General features: G+C 63.6%; 24 protein-coding genes. 9 read left to right on the forward strand and 15 right to left on the reverse strand.

All coding sequences use genetic code 11. From position 1 onward, the window contains the following. Positions 1-6 precede the first annotated feature (6 nt). The 4 genes from MSTE_RS00625 to MSTE_RS00640 form a co-directional block, all read right to left on the reverse strand. Positions 7-900, reverse strand: coding sequence for an SAM-dependent methyltransferase (locus MSTE_RS00625; protein WP_096505273.1), 894 nt, complete (start codon positions 898-900; stop codon positions 7-9). 179 nt (positions 901-1,079) lie between these two features. Then, entirely contained in the window at positions 1,080-1,625 is a 546-nt protein-coding gene (locus tag MSTE_RS00630; RefSeq protein WP_030096160.1) for a ferritin, read from the reverse strand. Positions 1,626-1,796: 171 nt separating this feature from the next. After that, positions 1,797-2,354, reverse strand: coding sequence for a ferritin (locus tag MSTE_RS00635; protein ID WP_096498346.1), 558 nt, complete (start codon positions 2,352-2,354; stop codon positions 1,797-1,799). Between the two features lie 18 nt (positions 2,355-2,372). Further along, positions 2,373-3,314, reverse strand: coding sequence for an LCP family protein (locus tag MSTE_RS00640; RefSeq protein WP_096498347.1), 942 nt, complete (start codon positions 3,312-3,314; stop codon positions 2,373-2,375). Positions 3,315-3,406: 92 nt separating this feature from the next. On the opposite strand from MSTE_RS00640, the gene MSTE_RS24850 reads away from it, so the two are divergent. Then, complete coding sequence (locus MSTE_RS24850; RefSeq protein ID WP_157997600.1) at positions 3,407-3,556, forward strand: hypothetical protein; 150 nt, start codon at positions 3,407-3,409, stop codon at positions 3,554-3,556. Between the two features lie 92 nt (positions 3,557-3,648). Here the strand turns inward: MSTE_RS24850 and MSTE_RS00650 are convergent, their stop codons facing one another. After that, on the reverse strand, positions 3,649-4,410 hold the full coding sequence (locus MSTE_RS00650; protein ID WP_162291337.1) for a CPBP family intramembrane glutamic endopeptidase: 762 nt from the start codon (positions 4,408-4,410) through the stop codon (positions 3,649-3,651). Between the two features lie 22 nt (positions 4,411-4,432). Here MSTE_RS00650 and MSTE_RS00655 point away from each other — a divergent pair, with 22 nt between their 5' ends. Further along, the gene (locus tag MSTE_RS00655; RefSeq protein WP_162291338.1) at positions 4,433-5,122 is read left to right on the forward strand and encodes an alpha/beta fold hydrolase; all 690 of its coding nucleotides are present in this window, start codon (positions 4,433-4,435) and stop codon (positions 5,120-5,122) included. Here the strand turns inward: MSTE_RS00655 and MSTE_RS00660 are convergent. Beyond that, the gene (locus tag MSTE_RS00660) at positions 5,119-5,904 is read right to left on the reverse strand and encodes a DUF2470 domain-containing protein (RefSeq protein ID WP_096498348.1); all 786 of its coding nucleotides are present in this window, start codon (positions 5,902-5,904) and stop codon (positions 5,119-5,121) included. The genes MSTE_RS00655 and MSTE_RS00660 overlap by 4 nt on opposite strands. Before the next feature lie 145 nt (positions 5,905-6,049). Here MSTE_RS00660 and pheA point away from each other — a divergent pair, with 145 nt between their 5' ends. Both pheA and MSTE_RS00670 read left to right on the forward strand, forming a co-directional pair. Continuing rightward, complete coding sequence (pheA, locus tag MSTE_RS00665) at positions 6,050-6,976, forward strand: prephenate dehydratase (protein ID WP_096498349.1); 927 nt, start codon at positions 6,050-6,052, stop codon at positions 6,974-6,976. Further along, on the forward strand, positions 6,973-7,659 hold the full coding sequence (locus tag MSTE_RS00670) for a histidine phosphatase family protein (protein WP_096498350.1): 687 nt from the start codon (positions 6,973-6,975) through the stop codon (positions 7,657-7,659). Before pheA ends, MSTE_RS00670 begins: the two co-directional genes overlap by 4 nt. On the opposite strand, the gene MSTE_RS00675 is transcribed toward MSTE_RS00670, so the two are convergent. Beyond that, the gene (locus tag MSTE_RS00675; RefSeq protein WP_096498351.1) at positions 7,656-7,883 is read right to left on the reverse strand and encodes a hypothetical protein; all 228 of its coding nucleotides are present in this window, start codon (positions 7,881-7,883) and stop codon (positions 7,656-7,658) included. The two genes, MSTE_RS00670 and MSTE_RS00675, sit on opposite strands and share 4 nt — an antisense overlap. Before the next feature lie 155 nt (positions 7,884-8,038). Between MSTE_RS00675 and MSTE_RS00680 the strand changes: the two genes are divergently transcribed. From MSTE_RS00680 to MSTE_RS00690, 3 genes are all read left to right on the forward strand, one after another. Beyond that, complete coding sequence (locus MSTE_RS00680; protein ID WP_096498352.1) at positions 8,039-9,142, forward strand: oxygenase MpaB family protein; 1,104 nt, start codon at positions 8,039-8,041, stop codon at positions 9,140-9,142. Continuing rightward, entirely contained in the window at positions 9,139-9,696 is a 558-nt protein-coding gene (locus MSTE_RS00685) for a peroxiredoxin-like family protein (protein ID WP_096498353.1), read from the forward strand. Before MSTE_RS00680 ends, MSTE_RS00685 begins: the two co-directional genes overlap by 4 nt. Before the next feature lie 129 nt (positions 9,697-9,825). Next, positions 9,826-10,452, forward strand: coding sequence for a TetR/AcrR family transcriptional regulator (locus MSTE_RS00690; RefSeq protein ID WP_162291339.1), 627 nt, complete (start codon positions 9,826-9,828; stop codon positions 10,450-10,452). Here MSTE_RS00690 and MSTE_RS00695 read toward each other — a convergent pair. The 6 genes from MSTE_RS00695 to MSTE_RS00720 all read right to left on the reverse strand — a co-directional run bounded on the left by MSTE_RS00695 (position 10,403) and on the right by MSTE_RS00720 (position 17,073). After that, complete coding sequence (locus MSTE_RS00695) at positions 10,403-11,962, reverse strand: flavin-containing monooxygenase (RefSeq protein WP_096498354.1); 1,560 nt, start codon at positions 11,960-11,962, stop codon at positions 10,403-10,405. The two genes, MSTE_RS00690 and MSTE_RS00695, sit on opposite strands and share 50 nt — an antisense overlap. Then, positions 11,959-12,993, reverse strand: coding sequence for an alpha/beta hydrolase (locus tag MSTE_RS00700; protein ID WP_096498355.1), 1,035 nt, complete (start codon positions 12,991-12,993; stop codon positions 11,959-11,961). The genes MSTE_RS00695 and MSTE_RS00700 overlap by 4 nt, the downstream gene beginning before the upstream one ends. After that, positions 12,990-14,525: a flavin-containing monooxygenase gene (locus tag MSTE_RS00705; protein WP_096498356.1), complete on the reverse strand. Its 1,536-nt coding sequence runs from the start codon at positions 14,523-14,525 to the stop codon at positions 12,990-12,992. The genes MSTE_RS00700 and MSTE_RS00705 overlap by 4 nt, the downstream gene beginning before the upstream one ends. After that, complete coding sequence (locus MSTE_RS00710; RefSeq protein WP_096498357.1) at positions 14,522-15,382, reverse strand: SDR family NAD(P)-dependent oxidoreductase; 861 nt, start codon at positions 15,380-15,382, stop codon at positions 14,522-14,524. The genes MSTE_RS00705 and MSTE_RS00710 overlap by 4 nt, the downstream gene beginning before the upstream one ends. Further along, on the reverse strand, positions 15,379-16,251 hold the full coding sequence (locus MSTE_RS00715) for an SDR family NAD(P)-dependent oxidoreductase (protein WP_096498358.1): 873 nt from the start codon (positions 16,249-16,251) through the stop codon (positions 15,379-15,381). The genes MSTE_RS00710 and MSTE_RS00715 overlap by 4 nt, the downstream gene beginning before the upstream one ends. Positions 16,252-16,440: 189 nt before the next feature. Continuing rightward, the gene (locus tag MSTE_RS00720; protein WP_096505281.1) at positions 16,441-17,073 is read right to left on the reverse strand and encodes a TetR/AcrR family transcriptional regulator; all 633 of its coding nucleotides are present in this window, start codon (positions 17,071-17,073) and stop codon (positions 16,441-16,443) included. 316 nt (positions 17,074-17,389) lie between these two features. Between MSTE_RS00720 and MSTE_RS00725 the strand changes: the two genes are divergently transcribed. Continuing rightward, on the forward strand, positions 17,390-18,070 hold the full coding sequence (locus tag MSTE_RS00725; RefSeq protein WP_096505283.1) for an MspA family porin: 681 nt from the start codon (positions 17,390-17,392) through the stop codon (positions 18,068-18,070). A gap of 61 nt (positions 18,071-18,131) precedes the next feature. Then, positions 18,132-18,830 carry an MspA family porin gene (locus MSTE_RS00730; protein ID WP_096498359.1) on the forward strand — a complete coding sequence of 233 codons (699 nt, stop codon included), beginning with the start codon at positions 18,132-18,134 and terminating at the stop codon, positions 18,828-18,830. A gap of 14 nt (positions 18,831-18,844) precedes the next feature. On the opposite strand, the gene MSTE_RS00735 is transcribed toward MSTE_RS00730, so the two are convergent. Then, positions 18,845-19,588: an ESX secretion-associated protein EspG gene (locus tag MSTE_RS00735; RefSeq protein ID WP_096498360.1), complete on the reverse strand. Its 744-nt coding sequence runs from the start codon at positions 19,586-19,588 to the stop codon at positions 18,845-18,847. After that, positions 19,585-20,625 carry a PPE domain-containing protein gene (locus MSTE_RS00740; RefSeq protein ID WP_096498361.1) on the reverse strand — a complete coding sequence of 347 codons (1,041 nt, stop codon included), beginning with the start codon at positions 20,623-20,625 and terminating at the stop codon, positions 19,585-19,587. Before MSTE_RS00740 ends, MSTE_RS00735 begins: the two co-directional genes overlap by 4 nt. Positions 20,626-20,627 lie beyond the last annotated feature (2 nt).

Raw genomic sequence — 20,627 nt, forward strand, 5'->3', positions numbered from 1 at the left:
TCGTTGCTAGGACAGGTATGTCGAGGGCAGTGTCGCCGTGAGAAACCGGCGTTCTGCGAATTCCTGGGCGTACGGGGCGGGCTCATTGCTCAAAGCCTGGGCGTAGCGCTGCGCAAGTTCGTGTCCGGTGGTTGTACCCGCAAGCCAGCCATGCCCCGACAGCCACTCGCCGGAACGGGTCCGGCCGTCATTCGCCGGCGTGAGTTCCTGCACCTGGAAGGTGTCGGGAGTCAACGCATCACGAACATCGGCCCACGGCTGGCCGGACGGTGCTGCGCCGTCGGTGTCGGTGGCGATAGTGCTGCCGAGGGCCGACATTTCGATAACCCGTTCAAAGAGTGCGTCATGGCTCGGACCTGGCAGATGTGAGACGAGTGCCTCGCCCAGCCACGCGGTGGGCAGATCGGGGTCAAAGCCCGCTGCGGTCAGGTCGGGCTGCCATGGCCCACTGAGGAACGTTCCAACCTGTCGGCGTTCGGCGCGCGGTTGCGCACCAATCTCGGAGAGCACCTCCTGCTTGAAGCCCAGTAGCTCCGGGTAGTCGACCTCGAAGACCGTGGTGCCGTCAGGCCAGTCCAGCCGATAGGCGCGGGTGTCCAGCCCACCCGCAAGCAGCACCACCTGATGGGCGCCGGAATGTGTTGCGGCCAGCAGGGAGTCGTCGTAGTGACGCGTCATCAGTGACCGGCAATGCGCGATGAACGATTTGTGGTCGCTAGTCGGATCCGCAGCAACGGGAGAATCCGCTGGTTGATGGTCGAGGAGTGCTAACGCGTAGGGGTCACCCGATGCCAGTACCAGGTGTTGGGCCAATGTGTCGACAAACAATGGGTTGGCTCGAAGTGACTCGATGGCGCGAGAAGCAGTGAGCGTCAATTGAATCTGTCTGCCGCGGGACATCCGGTACGCCGCCCCCCTTTCCATAGCGTCGTCCTTTGAGGTGGCAAATCAGGATCTGTCAATCAAGATTAGCCGACGGGAGGTGAGGGAACGGGCGTGATGGGCGCGAAAACAAACTCTCCCCCGTTCTCGACCGTGGTCGAGCGCGAGGGAGAGCAGTCGGCGGCGCGTCGGGTTGGCTACAGCGAGCCACCCGCGGCCGGGGGTGCGGTGGGATCGCTTGATTCGACCGAGATCTCGCGTGCGACGAACTCTTCCAGGTCGAAGTAGTTGTCTCCGGCACGCTCGGCGACGGTGAGCAGCGTGTCCATGAGGGCTACCTCTTCCACCTGTTCCTTGAGGAACCACTGCATGAACTGCTCGCCGATGTAGTCGCCTTCATCGCGGGCGGTGCGCGCAAGCTCCGTGACCTGCTCGGTGACGGTCTGCTCCTGTGCCAGCGCCAGCGCCAGCGGTTCACGAGGAGCGGTGAATCCGTTCGTGACCGCGCCCACGGGCGGGATCTCCACGGAGACGCGCCGGTCGATCAGGTACCGCACGATCATCATGGCGTGATTGCGCTCTTCTACCGCCTGCTTGTAGAAATGTGCGGCGAGCTGCGGGAGATCGGCGTCATCGAAATACGCGGCAATAGCAATGTATTGCTGCGACGCGGTGAACTCGTGGCCGATCTGGTCGTGGAGAAGCGCGTTGAATTTAGTCTTGGGAGTGTCGTTCGCGGACATGAAGTCGACAATAGCCCAGGTCAGAGGCCTTGTCAGCCAAGGTCAGCCTTAATGAGGTTATCGTCACCTAAGTAATTATAGAAATTTACGTAAGGTAATTGGCGGATTCTTAACTTAGCCAAAGTTAATTTCTGTGCAACAACAATTGGAAATCGCCGTGCACAAAATTGATTAGAGTGCGCCTCCGGCGGCCGAGGGAGCCGTTGGGTCCTGGCCGAGGGGGCGGTTGAGCTCGCGCGCCACGAAGTTCTCCAGATCGAACAAGTCGTGATCGGCACGATCGACAACCGTCAGCAGCGTGTCCATGGCGGCTACCTCTTCCACCTGTTCCTTGAGGAACCACTGCATGAACTGCTCTCCGTAGTAATCGCCCGACGTGCGAGCCGCGCGGGCGAGCGCGGTGATCTGGTCGGTGACACGCTTTTCCTGTTCGAGGGCCAGGACGATGGGTGCGCGCGCATCGGCGAATTCGTTCACGACGCCATCGACGCCGGGGATCGAGACGGCCACCTTCTTGTCGATCAGATAGCGGATGATCATCATGGCGTGATTGCGCTCCTCGACCGCCTGCGCATAGAAGCGCTTGGCCAGCTGAGGCAGATCGGCGTCGTCGTAGTAGACCGCGATGGCGATGTACTGCTGGGAGGCCGTGAACTCGTTGCCGATTTGGTCTCGCAACAGCTCGAGGAACGGTGAGGATGCGCGCGCATGGAGGTCGGTGGTAGCCACACCGAAAAGCCTAGTGCGTCAAGGGGTCGGTGTGGCCGGGTCGGGTAAGAGGTCTGCGGGAACCTGCTGACCGGTGCGCAGGGCTTCGAAAAGCCGCGCCGAGGCGTCCTCATCCCAGGTGACGATGTCCCCAGCCCAGTTTGAGGAGAAGGAGCCGATGGGCATTGTCAGGTTTTGCATAGAACCGGCGAGCGCCAGACCCAGTTGCGCCAGATTCCAGCTGTGATCGCCCTGAGCGATGGCGATGGCATCGGCGGTGGACGTGGCGAGTGGATACCACCGGAATGGGTTGGCCCACACCGCCGGACTGCTCACGCGGTGAAGAAGCGCGGCCATGAAGATCCGCTGATGCGTCATGCGGTCCAGGTCTGCGCGCGGTGTGGCCCTGCTGCGCACATATCCAAGTGCGTTGGGCCCGTTGAGTATCTGACACTCGGCGGCCAGGTTGACTCCCGCTAGGGGGTCGTCGATCGGTTCGTCGAGACACATCGAAACACCGCCGACGGCATCGACCACCGAGGCGAATCCACCGAATCCGATTTCGGCGTAATGGTCGATGCGTAGGCCGGTGGCCTGTTCGACGGTCTGGGTGAGCAGCGCCGCTCCGCCCAGTGTGAACGCGGCGTTGATCTTGTCGCTTCCGTATCCGGGAATGGGAACGTACGAATCGCGGGGGAGCGACACCATGGTGGCGGGCCCACCGTCGTAGAAGGCGGGTATGTGCACCACGAGGATGGTGTCGGTGCGGCCATCACCGGTATCGCCACCGGTCGAGAGTTCCGCCTCCTGTTCGGGGCTGAGGGCTTGACGGCTGTCGGAGCCGACCAGAAGCCAATTCGTCCCGCTGCCGGGGGTGGGTCGTTCCGGATAGTCGGTGAGCGCGTCCACGCGGTGCAACCGCCCGTCGATCCAGAACGCGGTGCCGACGACGGTGCAGAACCCGACGAGAACAAGGGTCACTGCGAGAAGAAGAGTGCGTCGTATCCAGGTACCCCACCGTCTCTTGCGGCGCGGACGTGACGGCGGCGGGGGTGGAGGTGGTTTGCCCGGCGGTGCCGACCGTCGGGGTCGCACATCACGTGAGGGCGGACGCGGCGGTGGAGGCTGTTCGCGGCGCGGAGGCGGTGGCCCCTGCCGACGCGGCGGGGTGCGGGCCGGTGGGGGCGGTGGGGGCGGTGGCTGTTGCGGATACCGCCGGATGACCTCGCTGTCCTCCCGCTCCCCCGTCGGTGGGGGCGGCGTCCGCGAAAGGGGATGGTGGGCTCGGTCATCGTGCGCATCCCATGAGATGAGGCTAATGGAGCCAGCTCAGGTGATCCCGGAGCAACGCGAACCCCACGAAGGCCACGGTGTCGATCACGCCATGGGCGACGACCAGCGGCCATAGCCGTCCGGTCCGGTGCCAGACGTATCCGAAGACCAGACCCATCACCAGATTTCCGATGCCGGCGGAGACACCTTGATACAGGTGGTAGCAACCCCGCAGCAGCGCCGAGGCCGCGATCGCGGTCGCAGTTCCGTAGCCCAGCTGCCGCAGTCGGGTCTGCAGGTAGGCCACGACCACCACTTCCTCGGCCCAGCCGTTCGCGAAGGCGGACAGCACCAGCACCGGCATTCGCCACCAGGTGTCGTCGAGTGAGGCGGGAATGACCTGAACGCTCAGGCCCATCCAGCGCGCGCCGACGTACAACGCCAGGCCCGGCAGTCCGATGAGCGCCGCCAAGCCGAGTGCGCCCAGGCCGTCGGTACGTGAGCGCCAGCGGCCGAGCCCGATAGAGGACGGACCGAATCCGCTGCGCCACAGTAAATACACCGCGAGTGCGCCCCACGCGATCAACCGCGTGATCGACACGAGATTCAGTCCGAGGTCGATCAGGCTCAGCTCGGCGCGACGGGGATTGAGGGCGACGGTCTGGCCGGAAAGTCCCGCGATGACGGCAGATGTGAACTGCAGAAGGGCGCTCACAGCGCTCATCCCGAAGCTGATGGCGAGCACAATCCCCATCTCGATGCGGATTGTGCGCGCTGACATGTCCGATTCGGCCACGGCGCTCATTGTGGCTGGTATTGGTAGAAGAGTGTCCGATGTGGTGAGCGCGTTGCGCTATGTGGCATCGCCCGATGGAGTGCGACTGAGCCTGACCGTGTCTGGCGAGGGGCCACCACTCGTCATGGTGCACGGAGCCATGGATTCGGGGGCGACCTGGTCTGATGTCGCCACGGAGCTGCAACGGGACTTCACCTGTTTTCTCATCGACCGGCGTGGGCACGGCGCGAGTACCGACGCGGCGGAGCACAGCCTGGCGCGTGAGGCCGATGACGTCATCGCGGTGGCCGCAGAGGCCGGGCCCGACGCGGTGATACTCGGCCATTCGTTCGGCGCCGTCGTGGTCTTGGAGGCGTTGCGTCGCGGACTCGATGTGGCGGCCGTCGTTCTTTACGAGCCACCGCTTCCGGTGTCGGAGAGTGTGGCGGTGGCGAATCGGGAAGGCAGCGAGGCTGTCCGGGCACGTTCGGTGACCGTGTCGCGGGAGTTTCAGGCGCTGGAAAAGTGCGCCGAAGTGCTCGATGAGTACACGCGAGTGGTCATTCCGATGCTGCTGCTGGAGGGGGCCAACTCGCCGATGCAGTTCCGCGAGCCAGTGGGCTATTTGGCCCGGCGGGTGGCCGGCGTACGAGTCAAAGAGCTTGTCGGACAGGATCATTTCGCGCACCGCACTGCCCCGGCAATGTTCGCCGGGGTGTTGCGCGAACTGTTGCTGGGTTAGATCTTGCGGGCGCGCAGTCCGTTGAGGAAGGGGCAGCCGGCCAGGATGCGCAGTGCCTGGCTCAGTCCGGCGGTGTCGTTGACGGGCTCGTTGAACGGCAGTCTCACGTCGTGGTCTCCCGCGGCACCCTCGACGCGCAGTTGGATGCCGTAGCGGTCGATGCCGAGCAGCCGCACCTCACCGTGCTGCAGGTTCAGCGGGAGGCGCCGCGCCAGTCGTTCGACGAGATCACGGTGGTCGTTGTCGATATGCGAGAGCCACCCGGCCTCGAGTGCGCAGAAGGGATCGGGACGCGCGCCGAGCAGCGCGGAGACATCAACCGATTCAGCGCCCGTCGAATCGGCGACAACGACGGACTCCACGGTCAGGCACAGCAGGATCGAGCCCGGTTCCGTGCGCAGCCGCATATCGGTGCGGATGTCCAGGAGTGCCGGATCGGGGGTGCGACTGGCGATGACGTCGACGATGCCGCGGGCCTCCCGATCGGTAGCGGCCACGACGTTGCCGCGTACCCAGACCAGGGATCTGACCGGCTCGCGCAGCGGTAACGGGGCCTGGTCCGTCAGTTCCAGGAGTGCCGGCATGCCGTTCGGCCCCGCGGAGACCACTGTTGCCGCGATCGCACTATCGGCGGGGACCGCGACGGCGAAGGTTCCGTCGTCGAACAGGTGGTGCAGCGAGGTTCCGACCACATCGGCTCCGGCAATGGCGAGAGTGGAGCTTGCGGCGCGGGCACATGCCGAGCGCACGCGTTCTGCGGTGGTGGGCGGTGCTGCGGTCATGGCGACCCTTTCCTTGTGAACCCTGTCGTACCAACCAACTGAGGTAAGCCTAAGTTAACAACGGACTGCGGAGAGTGCAAGGGACACCTGTGCTGTCGACTGTGTCGAGGGTTCGCCGGGCGATAGAACGCCTAAGGTTTGGAGTGTGCAGCGGATCACGTATTTGGGGCCGGAAGGGACGTTTTCCGAGGCCGCGCTGATCAAGCTGCGGACGACGGGGCGGATTCCAGGCTCGCCCGAAGTACAACCGGTGTCGGTCGCCAGCGCGCGCGACGCATTGGTGCAGGTGCAGAAGGGGGACGCGACCTACGCCTGCGTTCCGATAGAGAGTTCGCTCGAAGGCCCGGTGGTGCCGACGCTGGACACCCTGGCGGTGGGTACTCCGCTACAGATCTTCGCCGAGGCGGTGTTGCCGGTGTCCTTCACCATCGCGGTGCGGCCGGGTACTTCCGCTCAGGATGTGAAGACCGTCGCCGGTTTCCCGATCGCCGTCGCTCAGGTACGCGAGTGGCTGGCGGACAACCTGCCGAATGCCGAGCTGGTCGCCGCGAACTCGAACGCCGCGGCGGCCGAGGATGTGAAGGCGCAGCGGGCCGATGCCGGCGTGTGTACAGAATGGGCCGCGCAGCGCCTGGGGCTGAATGCCTTGGCCAGCGGTGTCGTCGACGAAGCTCATGCACACACTCGTTTTGTCCTGGTGGGTCAACCCGGGCCGCCGCCACCGGCCACTGGTTCCGATCGCACCTCTGTGGTGCTCGGGCTGGGCAACGTACCCGGTGCCCTGGCTGCCGCCATGAACGAGTTCGCGATCCGGGACATCGACCTCACCCGTATCGAGTCCCGTCCCACCCGGACCGGTCTGGGTACGTACCGCTTTTTCCTGGACTGTGTCGGGCATATCGACGATGTCGCCGTAGGTGAGGCACTCAAGGGACTGCATCGTCGTTGTGAGGATGTGCGGTATTTGGGATCGTGGCCACGAGAGACGACGGCACCCGACGGCGCCAACCCGCCGGTGTTGGACGAGGCGTCGGGATGGCTGGCTGAGACGCGGGAAGGGAAGCTGCGATGAGTGGGCGCCTTGTCCTGGTCCGGCACGGACAGTCTTACGGAAACGTCGAACGCCGACTAGACACCAAACCGCCCGGTGCGGCGCTGACCGAACTCGGATTGCAACAGGCACGCCTGTTCGCCAAGCAGTACGAGGAGCTGGCGCCGGCGATACTGGTGCATTCGGTGGCGCTGCGCGCTGTCCAGACTGCCTCGGAGATCGCGGGACACCTTGGCGTGGAGGCTCTTCAGCTCGACGGTCTGCACGAGGTGCAGGCCGGGGAGTTGGAGGACCACACCGGCGTGGAATCGTTCGAGGTTTTCGATCGCACGTATGAGCGTTGGCATTTTGGTGACTTCGGAACCCGTTTGCCCGGTGGCGAATCCGCGCAAGACGTGTTCGACAGATACCTGCCCGTTGTCGCCGAGCTCCGGTTGCGGCACTTGGAAAACGACGCATCGACCGGCGATGTGGTGGTGGTGAGCCACGGTGCGGCGATTCGCTTGGTGGCGGCCACGCTCGCCGGAGTGGATCCGGGTTTCGCGGTGAACCATCACTTGCGCAATGCGGAAGCGGTTGTGCTGGCGCCGATTACCGATGGGCGATGGAGCTGCGTGCACTGGGGTGATGCGGTGGCGCCATTCCCGCATCAGGAGGCTGCCAGCGCAGAGGAACTGGCGCAGTCGGCCGACCCGATGGGCTAACCGGCTAGTTGTATCTCGCCTTCACAATCGCATTGTGCGGCAATGCAATCGATAACCAGGCTGTGTCGAAGTAGGTAGAGTCCGTCGCATTCGCGATCTGTGCACTCGGCGTGGCGAGCGGAATGCACGATGAGAGTGCCGTGACAGTGATCGATGTCCTGGATGCAGTCACGGCATGCCACACCGCAGCTGATGGCGTGGCGCCACTCCGGTGATTTCTTCATACCGGTGTTGTAGCACCGTATGCCGACAAGTCGTCGTAACCGAGCGGGTGGAGGAGCCTCTTTCCATATTAATATTGCATCGCAATCTGAATATCGATACTATTTAAACCAACTAGGGCCACGCACGTCACATTGCGATGCAAGGGAGTTGGACTATGGGCAGCCTGCGAGACGACCCGAGATACGCGGGAACTGTAGAGGAACGCCGCAGGCGTGACCGGCGGTACGACTTCCTGTTGAAGCTGCACGGGAAAAACGGCAAGAAGGCGTTACAGATCGCCGAAGCGCCGCGCCGGGACGACGGCTACTTCGGGCTCGACTCGCTCAGCTTCAAGGTCTACGAAAACGTCATGATCGCCGGGATGGGCGCGCTGTCAGGGTTGTTCATCTCCACCATCGACCCCGATGGCGCCTACGGCGTCGGCCAGCACACGACGTACTACTACGACACGGTGGGCAGGATTCGCCGGAGTCTGTTGTTCTTCGCCGGGGCAGTCGCGGGAGACACCGACGCAGCGGTCAGGGTCGGGCGGGATCTTTTCCGTAAGCACTCGCACGTCAATGGCGACGTGCCGTCGACCGGCGAGGCGTATCGCGCGAATCATGTTGAAACGCTGAAGTTCACGTATGTGGTCGGATGGCCGCATCTGTGGCGTGCGTACAAGAGGTTTGGCGACCCGAATGCGACGTATGAGGACGAGTGCGTTTTCTACAAGGAGCAGGTGCGCGTGTGCGAGTTGATGGGCATGCCGGCGGGCGAGCTTCCCGATACGCCGGAGGCCGTCGAGGCCTGGGTGAGGGATGCGGAGAAGAACATCATGGCGGTTACCCGGCCGGCCCAGGAACTGTATGACTTCATGCTGCACAATCCGTGGACGCCGTTGTACCCCAACGCGATTATGGGTGCGGGCATTAAACTCGCGATCTGGGCGGCGATCCCGTTGCTCACGCCGTATGTCCGGGAGATCTGCGATCTGGAGACCATGCGGATCCGGCCCGCCATCGGCACATTCGCGATCAAGGGTGCTGTGCGTGCACTGCGTAATCCGATTGTCGAAAAGCTGATTCTTCCCTGGTTCGGATACGAGATGTGGGGATACATGCACAACGCGATCCGGCATGCACCGGACACCGGGCCGGTGCCCTTCGATCATGAAGTGGGCCTGAAACTGCAGCAGGGCAAGGGTGGAACGCTCGAGGCCAGTGCATGCCCGATGCATGCTCTGGCAACGGCACCGTCGGCAGAGGCACTGGTATGACTCGCGTCGACATCATGGCCAACGAGCGGCTACTCGATGACCGTCACCACCTGCATGAGTTTCAGGAGCTGTGGGCCGACGGTCCGGTGGCGTTGGTCTTCCTGCGACAGTTCGGCAGCGCTTTCGCACTCCGGCAGGCCCAGTCCCTCAACAAGTACCACGACGAGATCACCGCTGCCGGAGGGAAAGTCGTGTTCATTGGGCTGGGAACCTCCATCCAGGGGTTCACGTTCCGCAAGCGTTCCCAGACGCGGTCGCTGGTGCTGGTGACCCACGACCAGACGCTGTACCGAACGATGGGGCTCTGGCGGTATCGGGGAGGCACGATCGGACCCTCGAACCTCGGACCGTGGCTGAACCTGATGCGTGAGGGCGTATATCCGTATCAACGAACCGGCGACCCCTATCAGCTGGGCGGCGTCTTCGTCGCGACGGCGGGAGGTCGTGAGGTCACCTGGGACTTCCGGGCGCACCGCGCCTGCGAGATCGCACCGGCGGGCGCCATAGCCAAGGCCCTCATCGGGGCGGCCGCGCGAAATCCTGTCGTGACCTAGCGGCCGCCGAAGCCCATGCCCCCAGTAGCGATTTCCGAGCCGATTGCGGTAGCTGGATATACTGCGAGCCACCCGGCTACGGTCGGGAATCGGAAGGCGCACGATGGGGCGCGCGGACTAGCGAGCGGGGTGTCGATGCCGAGGGCGCTGACACGTGAGGAGCTCCAGGCGCAGACCCGCGAGCTCGTGCTCACCGCCGCCGAGACGGTCTTTCTACAACGGGGATTTCACGCGACGACGGTCGCGCAGATAGCGGCCGAGGCAGGACGCACCCAGGGGTCGATCTACAGCAACTTCGAAAGCAAAGACGCGTTATGTCAGCAACTCCTGCGCATTCATTACGAAGGATGGCTGGCACAGGTCGCGTTGGCGGTAATGACCTCCGAGGGGACGTCGGCCAAACTCGGAGTCGTCGAGGCGAAGTGGCGAGTTCTCAGTGGTGAGACCGATTGGATCGGCCTCACCACGGAGTATCTCCTGGCCGCCCGGCATAGTCCCGAACAATCAGAGCTCATCCGTCAGACGGTGTCGGGTCTGCAGGACGGGGTGAAAGCGGTACTTCTGGGACAGCTGCAGAGCGAAGGCGTCGATGTAGACGAGGGCGTCCTGCTCGACGACGCGGTGGCGGCGATCATCGCGACGGGCATGGGGTTGGTCGTCAACCACACCATGGGCCTGGTCGGTCTCGATCAGTCGACCAGCGTGTTCATGCAGACCCTGGAGACGTGGCGAGATCGACTGAGTTCTTCTCCCTAACGCTGGTGAACTCGTAGTCGGTGAATGGGAAATATCGGTTCTGCAAGCGCATCTCGGTATTGGTGGATGGACGGTACGCGGCGGCATCACCCTGATAGTTGATGTAGTAGGTGTTCGAGCCGGCGCACAGCGGTGTGGGTAGGTGACTCTTCGCGGCACGCGACAGCATCTGTTGCCAGTATTTGTCGTGTGGCTCCCGACGAACCTCACACCGTGTTGCTCCGCGCCGCCGGGACTCCGATATTGCCCGAACAGCATGTGCCACAGTTGATTCCAGCAGCACTAGATATGATCCGGGTGAGTACGCCCACGGGCCGATCAGCATATAGGCGTTGGGCCAACCCGGAATGGTCACCCCCTGGTAGGCCTGATAGCGATTCTCATCCCACCAGGTGTTCAGGTCGACGCCATCGCGTCCCAGGCAGGGGAACGGTGGTGTGGCACCCTTTTCCATGACCTTGAATCCGGTGGCACACACCAGGACATCGATCTTGTGCTCGACGCCATCGGTGGTGACGACGGAGTCCTCCGTGATGCGTTCGATGGGTTCGGTCACCAGATCGACATTGGGCTTGGTGAACGTCGAGAACCACTCGTTGTGCATCGACGGCCGTTTGCAGCCAAAGGCATAGGTCGGGGTGAGCTTCTTACGTAGTTCGGGTTGTCCGGGGAGCTGTGTCCACATCCATCCCCGCAGCGCCAGACCAACGCTCTGCAACACCGCCTTGTACATGCGTTCCCCCAACAGCTGCCCGCCCAGCAGCGCACCGCCGAGCCCGAGCTCGACGAGCACCATGCCGGCACCGCGCAGGGGCGCGCGCAGCAGGCGGTTACCGAAGATGAAGCGGGTGAGGGGGCCGGTCTTGAAGTCGAGCTTGGGTGCGACCCATATCGCGGTGCGCTGGAACACCGTCAAGTGACTGACCTGATCGGCGATCGCCGGTACCAACTGCAGCGCAGTGGCGCCGGTTCCGATCACCGCCACCCGCTTGCCGGTGAGGTCGTAGTCGTGGTCCCACGCCGTGGTGTGCTGGAGCTTGCCGGCGAAGGTATCGATGCCCGGGATGTTCGGGAGATTCGGCACTTCCAGGCCCCCGATCCCGACGATCACGTGCCGTGCCGTGATTTCGCCTCGGTCGGTCTGCACATGCCAGATGTCGGTGGCCTCGTCGAACCGGCTGCCGAGCACTGTGGTGCTCAGCAGCAGCTTGTCGCGCAGGCCATGTTGATCGACCACGTCCTCGGCGTACTGCTGCAGCTCGTCGCCCGGCGCGAACAGGCGGCTCCAGTTCCCGGTTTGGGCAAAGGAGTAGCTGTAGATGAAGGACGGAATATCCACCGCGACACCGGGGTACTTGTTGATGAACCAGGTTCCGCCCACGGACGGATGCTTGTCGACGATGACGAAGTCCTCGATGCCGGCCTTGCGTAGCTTGACGCCCGCGGCGATACCGCCGAATCCGGCGCCTACGACGAGGACCTCGTGTTGGGGGAGGGCGGGTGTGCTCACGGTGTGCCTGTCTTGGAGATGGTCGGGTTGGTGATCTGGCTGATGAAGTACGCCATGTCGGCAACGGCCGCGCGAGCATCGGGCAGTAGATCCGCCGCTATCTGAAAATCGTGTATGGCGTGGTCCCAGATCTGGACCGTGCACGGCACGTTGGCCTCGGCGCAGCGGCCGGCCAATTGCTCGACATCGACCAGCAGTACCTCGAGTGATCCCACTTGAATGAAAACCTTTGGTAGGCCGGTGAAATCGTGGTTCACCGATGACCAGGCAGGGTCCAACACCCCGCCGGGGGCCATACCCAGTTCGCCGGGAACCGAGAGGATGAGACCGGATAGCATCGCGTCGCGGGTCTCGTTCGGATGAGCCTTCTTGGCCGAACAATCGAGGTCCGCCCAGGGAGAGATGGCGGCGATGCCACCGGGTACGGGTAATCCGAGATCTCGAGCGGCGAGCGCCGCGCTGAAGGCCAGTCCGCCTCCGGCCGAATCGCCCGCGAACACAATCTTGTCGGCGGTGTATCCCTGGTCGAGCAGATATCGGTAGGCGGTCACGGCATCGGCGACGGACTCGGTGATGTGTGCCAACGGGAGCTGGCGATAGTCGACCGCGAGTAGTCGCGTTCCCGCCGTGCGCGCAAGGCGTGCCGTCATGCGTCGGTGACTGTGGAGGCCGCCAAGAATGAAGGCACCGCCGTGGAAGTACAGCACCGCGCCCTCCACAGGATTCTCGGGGTCGGAAAGGTCCTTATGCCACAACCATTCCGCGCGGAAGCGGGGGAACGTCACAATGCGACGCGCGGTACCCCTCCTCGGGCGCAACGGGTAGGCGGCCATCTCGACGAAGTTGACGGCCCGGAATCCGCGCGTCCTCAGCGATGGAAATCGTATGGTGAGTTTGGCAAGAAGCTCCAGTGGTGCTCGCAGCAGAGCGCGCGCCACCGCGTGGGAAAACCTTTGTAGCGCGGAGCCACTCCCAGCCATCTCGACGCTGACGGTGCCGCCGGGTGCGGCAATGGGTACCGAGTCGTTCATGCGAGCACCTCCGCGGGCTGCTTCTCGTAGGCGTAGTCGTCGAGCGGGAACTTGCGTGTGCTGCGGCGTGCCTCGAAGAAGCCCGCTGGCCGCAGGTACGTGCTGTCGCCCTGTGAGTTCCGGTAGTAGGTCGGAATATGCCCGTTCAGTTCTGCAAGGTAGTACCGGATGGCTTCGGACCGTTGTCGCACCGTCCGATGGTAGGTGTCGGCGATCTCCCTGCGTACTTCACAGCGAATCGCACCGCGCCGGTTGGTCTCGGTGATCGCACGTACGGCGTGATCCGATGTCATCTCCATGAAGGCATGCCAACCCGAGCCCGTCCACGAATACGGTCCGCACAACGTCCATCGATTTGGAAGACCGTGCACCGCAACACTTTCGTAGGCCTGCAGTCCTTGCTCGGCATAGTATTTGGCCAAGTCGAATCCATTGCTGCCCACAATGGTTCCGGGAAGATAGGTCTCCGGATCGGAGAACACTTCGTATCCCGTGGCCAGCACCAGTACGTCGAATCGGTGTTCGGCGCCATCGCGTGTCTGGACGCCGGCCGCGGTAATTCTCTCGATCGGCTCGGTGATCAGCGAGACGTTGTCACGGTTGTACGCCTGCAGATAGCCGTTGGATATGGTCGGGCGCTTGGCAAGCGGGCCGAAGTCGGGAGCTAGTTTCTCGGCCGTAGACGGATCTTTCACCACCCAACGGATGTAGCGCCGGTATGCGGCAATAGATGCCGCATCGAACCTGTTCATCGCGGGCCGTGACCATCGGAACGGTGCTCTGCTCAGGGTGCGCAGTAGTAGGTCGGCCAGTACCAGGACGGCGCCATTGAGTGCTGGCTGCACGCCGGGCGCCGCGTATAGGGGGCGCAGGATGGGACCGATTTCAAGGTCCGGCTTGGGTAGCGACCACACGGGTGTGCGTTGAAAGACGCTGAGATGCGATACCTGCGGCGCGATCGTCGGAATGATCTGCACCGCACTGGCTCCGGTGCCGATGATGCCGACACGTCTTCCCGCCATGTCGTACGAGTGGTCCCAGGCCGTAGGCCGTTGCACCTTGCCGTCGAATGAGTCCGCTCCGGCGATGCCGACATCGGCCTTGGGGCGGACGAAGGCGCCGACCGCGCTGATCACGAAGCGTGCGGTGATGACCGAACCGTCGCTGGTGAGCAGGTTCCAGAATCCGGCGTCGTCCCACTCTTCCCGTTCGACGTTGGTGTTGAAGCGGACACGTTCGTGGACACCGAAGCGTTTGGCCACGTCGACGTGATACTGCTTGACCTCGTCGCCCTTGGGAAAAAGTCTGCTCCACTGAGAGTTTCGTGCGAAGGAGTACTGGTAGGCGAAGGACGGAACGTCCACCCCCAGGCCCGGATAGTGGTTCTCATGCCAGCTACCGCCAACGTCATCGGCCCGTTCCAGCAGCACGATGTTGCCGATACCGGCCTGCAGTAGCTTGACTCCGGCTGCGATGCCGCCGGGGCCGGCACCGATGATCGCGACATCGAATTCCGGTGATGGTGCGCTCATTGTCCGACTCGATTCAGGAGGGGCTGCAGCCGAGACATCAGGCCGTCGGCCAGTTCGAATGAGCCGATACCGGTGACGACCCGGCTGAGGCTCGGTGACAGGCGGTAGAGCCCGTAGATGAACCACGATTCGGGGTTCACCGGAACGACGGCCCAGTTGTGTCGTACCGATCGCTCAATGACGCGCGCCACTTTGTCCGGGCCTGCGTAGCTGATCGACTGGATCTTGCCGGCGCTGGCGTACCACTGTTCTTGATCGATCTCGCTGATGCCTGCGCGATGACCATTGGCGATCAGATTCGTGTTGATAACACCCGGGCATATCGCGGTGACCCCGATGCGGTGGCGACGTAGTTCGACGCGTAGCGCCTGGGATGCCATGAGTACGGCTGCCTTGGCGGTTCCGTATGCGGCAATCATCTTGTGCGGCAGGAAGGCCGCACCCGAGGAGATGTTGACGATGTGGCCGGGTACCCCGGCATCGACCATCTGTTGGGCGAATACGCGTGAGCCGTAGATGACGCTCATCAAGTCGATGTCAATGGTGCGCTGCCACTCCTGCGCGGTCATCTCGACAAAGCCACCCCAGTCCATGATTCCGGCGTTGTTGACGAGTAGGTGTGGAGCGCCGAATTCGGCATCGACCCACTTACCGAAGGTCTCCCACTGTTCCTCGTCCGCGACATCCAGTTGATACGCGATCGCGGTGCCGCCTGCGGTGACGATCTCGCCTGCGGCGGACTCGGCGGCATCGATGTCGATATCAGCCAGGATTACCCGATTTCCCTGGGAGGCGAAGAGGCGTGCGGTTTCTCGGCCAATGCCCGATCCGGCCCCGGTCACGATTGCGGTCTTCATCGGCCTGCTCCGATCCCCAAGGTGGTCAGGGTGCGCGCGCCCAGATCCACGACACGTTCGGCCAGCGACATCCGCGCCAAGCCCATGAGCCCACGGGACAAGCCCGGGGAGAGTCGGTACAGGTACCAGCCGAACCAGGCTTCCAGTCCGACCGGTACCGTGGACAGATTCCACCGCATGCCCCGCTCGATCGCGGCGGCCACATGATCGGGGGAGCGTCCGAGGAAGTGCTGCCCCCGGCTCAGTTTGTCCGTCCACGTTGTACCCGTGGGGTTGTCCACACCACTGCGGGTGCCGTTCGCGGACAGGTTTGTGTCGATCAAGCCGGGACAGATCGCGCTGACACCGATTCCGCGCCGCCCGAATTCAGCGCGTAGTGCCTGTGTGCCAAACCAAGCTCCTTGCTTCGCAACGACATACGACGGCGCCAGGGAAGTCGGCATGAACGCCCCAACCGAGCAGATGTTGGCGATGTGACCTCGTGCGCCGGCCTCGACCATGCGCTGCACAAACAATCGCGATCCGACCAGCGGGCTCATCATGTTGATCGAGATCATCCGCCGCCAGTCCGCGCCGGTCTGCTCCAGGAAGCCACCGGCAATGAGGATTCCCGCGTTGTTCACGAGCAGGTCCGGCAGGCCATGGTGCTCGCATACCCAATCGGTGAACAGCTCCCAATCCGCCAGATCGGCGACATCGAGGCGGCGGAAGACGGCGTTCCCACCATCGCGCACGATGCGGTCAACGGTCTCGGCGCCTGTCGTCTCGTTGATATCGGATACCACGACGGTCCAACCTTTACGGCCGAAACGCTCGGCGGTCGCGCGTCCGATGCCGCTGCCCGCCCCGGTTACGACGGCTACAGACATGGCGGGCCTCCCCGGGACTGTCTGAACCAGAACGGCACTTTCACCATGTGTGGACCTCTCCTCGTCGAGCACTTCATTCAGATAATATGATTATCTGAATGAAGGCGCAATGCCTTCCGGCTGAGAGAACGGCGAGAATTCCATGACATCGGGTTGTTCGCGTATCAGATCGCGAACTGGCTCGATGAATTAGCTGGAGGCGTTAGAAGAGAGCCGTAGGTCGGCAATCCACAGCTGCAGCGTGCGGGTCAGTAGTGCGACGTACTGCTGGTTGTCGATGGTGCCCAGTGTGCGCCCCAGCGCCAATCCCGTGGCGGTCGCGAGGATCGCGGTGAGCGCGGCGTCACGTTCGTCATCGGGCACGGTGTCGGGAAGAGCGTTCGAGAGCACCGCGCCCAGCAGACCGCGTCCCATGGCGATGTGGCCCTGCGAGACCGCCAGCTGCGTCTGATCCTTGTGAATGGCCAGTGCGTACTCGGCGGCCAGCGCTACCAGGCCCTCATCGCCGCTGAGCGCCGCGGACCACTGTGCGAGCTGAGCGACCTGATCCTCGACGGAGGAGGCGGACTGAAGGAGCTTGCCCGCGACCTCGGAGAAGGTCCTCATGTAGCAGCGCAGCAGCACCTCGGCGCAGAGGTTCTCCTTGCTGGAGAAGTTCGAATAGATCGCCCCGACGGTCCGGCCGGCGGCATCGGCGATCTTGGTGACGGTGGTGCCGCCCAGTCCGTTGGCGAGGAACAATTCCTCGGCCGCATCGAGGAGATCTTCGCGGGTACGTTGCTGAGACTCGGCGCGGCTGATCCGTTGTCGCTGCCCGGACATCGCGACCTCCTTGAACCCTGCACCGTATTCGTCTAATCCATCCAACCCGGATCAGCCGAGTTCATATTTTGCCATTATCCAGAATAGGGAGTCCAGTGTGCCGGACGGAGACGTCGGCCCGGCACTGCGCCTGAGGCCGAGCCCGGGTGTGCGCATGGAGCAGACGCTCAACATACAAATCCCGTTCCCGATTCGTTCACTTGCCGTAAATGAGGTCAACTTAAAAATCATGCATACCCAAAAGGGGTACGGGGTATTGGCCCGGGCTTTCCGGGAACGGATCGTGTTGGACAAACTGAGAGGCACCGCCGCCACCATGCTGAAAAGTCTTGTCGTCCTGACAATCGCGGGCGTGCTCGGCGCGACCGCACCGGTGGCCCTGGCTGATCCGCTGGGCGGTGAACCATTGCCGGATCGGGCTGCTGCTGATTCCGTAGCCGCCCCGGCTGCAGACAACGGTGCCGTGGCCTCGGCAGAGCCGGGCATCCTGCGCACGCGGGAGGGTTGGGTTCTGGCCATAGCGGCCAAGGACGAGGCCCAATTGCCCGTCGCGCCGTTGACTACGGCCCTGTCCTCTCGCGAGTACTTGGTCGGCGGAACGTTCCTTGGAGCCATCCAAGGGTCCGGCACCACGAAACTGACCGATGGAATCCTTGAAGCTGGATACCAAATCGGTTGTGGCATAAGCGCTGCCGAGGTCGACTTGAGATTCGGTGGCGGCATCACACCGCAGATCAGTCCCGCGGGTGTGCCCAGTATCGGAGGTAACGTTTTCGGGCAGGTCCGCCCCACTCTCAAGCCGGGTACCGCCACCATCATTCCGGTCACCAAGATGGCGTTCGAGGGGGACAGTGCGCGCGTCACCATTACGGCGTTCCGCATCAAGATCGACAGCTGTGTGGGCCAGTCCTTCATCCGCTCCTATGCGATCTTGACCAGCTCGACCGAGGACACGCAGGACGTAGTCACCTACATGGGTGTGACCAAAGCCGTCTGATCCTAAGCATCCAGATCTCAACTCGCTCAATCGCATCTAGCTCTGAGAGGCGTCGATGACCATGTTTAAGACACTTGCCACCGTGACAGCCGCGTGCGTACTCGCAGGAGGGGCACCGTTGGCTTCGGCTGAGCCCGGCCCCTCCCCGCTTCCCTTGCCCGCCGGGATGGAGAACCCGCCGCGGCCCGCTGAAGGTGAGGCTGGCCCGCCGCTGGACAACGGTGTCGTCGCTTCCGAACCACCGGCGACCGTCACAACCCCGGATGGCTGGGTGTTGGCACTCGCGGCAGAGGAAGAGACCCAGCTGCCGATTCCGCCGCTCACCACGGCGACCTCTTCCCGCGAATACTTGGCCGGAGGCACGTTCATTGCCACCGTGAAAGGTGGTGGCAGCACCAAACTCAAAGGCGGAACGGTCGAGGCGGGCTACCAGATTGGCTGCGGTATCGCCTTGAGTGGAGTTCGCCTGACGGGAAGCATCGGCCTGTCTTCGTCGATCGGCCAGTCCGGGCTCGGCAACATCAGCATGCCCCTCGTGGGAAACATCGAGGTGAGGCCCAAACCCGGTGAGGTCATCAATGTCTCTGTCACCAAGAAGAAGTTCAAGGGCACGCAATCGCGCATCACGCTCAAGGACGTTCACATCAAGATCGACGGATGTATCGGGCAGTCGTTCTTGCGGTCCTATGCGGTGCTCACCAGCACGACCTCAGGAACCGAGGACATCATCGCCTACTACGGCGTCACCAAGACGGTCTGAGCGAGACTGGGGTTCTATTCGAGCCCAAGGCTCTTGAGCGCGTGAGACATCCGCTGCGGGGTCGCCGGAGTGAGTGTTGCCCACAGCGCGCCGTCAGCGGATGTGCTCGGCGTGGCCATGATCCGGCCAAAGGCCGTGTCGTACACGGCGACTCCACCGGGTGCGCGATCGGTGACACCGTCCACGCGACGAATCGCGGTGATCTCGGTCATCGCTCCGCGACGAGCCATTGCCTTGGCCACGGCTACCGCGTCGGCTTTGGTGGCACCGAGCGCGATGAGTCGCCGAGCCATATCGGCGGGTTCGGCGTTAAGGGCCAGCGCCAGCTGCTCGGCGGGTGCGTTGATCGACCCGAACTTCAGTGGCGTCGCGTCACCCAGGTACCGCCACAGTTCGGTGCCGAGCGACCCGGTCACCGAGCGCATGGCCACGCCCTCGCCGTCGTTGACCAGGAGCACGTATGCCTCGCCGTGCTCCACCAGGCACAGGCGCAGCATCTGCGATCCGGCCCAGCGGCGCACCGCAACCTGACCGGTGGCCTTGCTGGCGGAAGTCAGCATGTCGCGCAGAGTCGGGTGAAGGTCCTCGCCCTTGAGTAGGTTGCGTTCCTTCAGTCGGGCGCGGGCGCCCTCGAGGGCGTCCCGATGTTCGGCTTCGTCTTCGTGGCGCGGACCGGCGGCCAACACAACCGGCAATAGGTCATTACCGGTGATCTCGCGGGTCAGTTCCAGTTCGTCGAAGTCCAGGCGGACGGTCACAGCTCCGCGCTCGCACCGAGGACCGGCGGCGCCACCGCACCCTTGGAGCCACCGCGCTCGAACAGCGCTGAGGCGTCAACGTTTTCGAAGTCGGCGACCTTGTCGCTGGCCGGCTTGGTGGTCAGGATGTCCGGCAATTCGACAGGCTTGCTCTCGTCGCCCATGAAGACGCCGGTGGCGCCGATGGCGGTGAGATCCTTGTCGTCCTCGTCCTCATCCTTCTTGGCACCGGCGTTGCCGACCTTGATGCCCTTGCCCGCACTCGCGGCCAGCGCACCACCGGCCATCATGCCGGCCATCGGCGCACCCATTCCGCCCATGCCCATCCCGGAGCCGCCGGCAGAGGCCGCATTGGCGGTCATCGAGATGGCCGCCGCGCGGGCGCTCTGCACACCGGGCACCGAGTCAGGGCTCAGCGGGCTCGGGCCCATCTCGGACATGCCGAAACCTGCAGCGCTGACGCCGGTGTTGCCGCTGTTGGCTTCCGACTTCTCTTCGGGGTACTTGATGATCTCGGGGGCCGGTGGGAACTCAACGACCTTGGCCGCAGGCTCGCTGGCCGACTCGTAGGTCTCCATGGCCTTGGCCGCCTGCAGATCCAGACCCTGCTCCATGCCCTCGGTGGTGGCGTGCAGCCCGAAGAGCGCCCCGCCTGCCGACAGCGCCTCAGCCTTCGCCTTTTCAAGCTGAGCCAAGTCGTTGATGTGGGGCATGTCCAGAACCGCGGTGCCGTACGACTCGGCGTACGTGTTGGCGGTGTCGCTGACCTCCTGGGTCAGTCCGGCCATCTTGTCCAGCCACTCGGTGAACGGGGTCAGCTTGGACAGCGCCTCCTCGGCGCGGGGTCCGCGATACCCCTCCATGAGCTTCTCGCCGACACCCAGGCTGTTCTCGTGTACCTCGGCGAACGCGGCACTGATCTCCTGCCAGGCCAGGGCACTGTCGACGACATGCGTCGGTCCGGCACCCGTGGTCAGGTCCAGGGCCAGCTTCTTGGCCTTGCGGGCCACCCAGTTGACGCCAGTGAATCCGGTCATGA

The sequence above is a fragment of the [Mycobacterium] stephanolepidis genome (genome assembly GCF_002356335.1).
Lineage (GTDB): Bacteria > Actinomycetota > Actinomycetes > Mycobacteriales > Mycobacteriaceae > Mycobacterium > Mycobacterium stephanolepidis.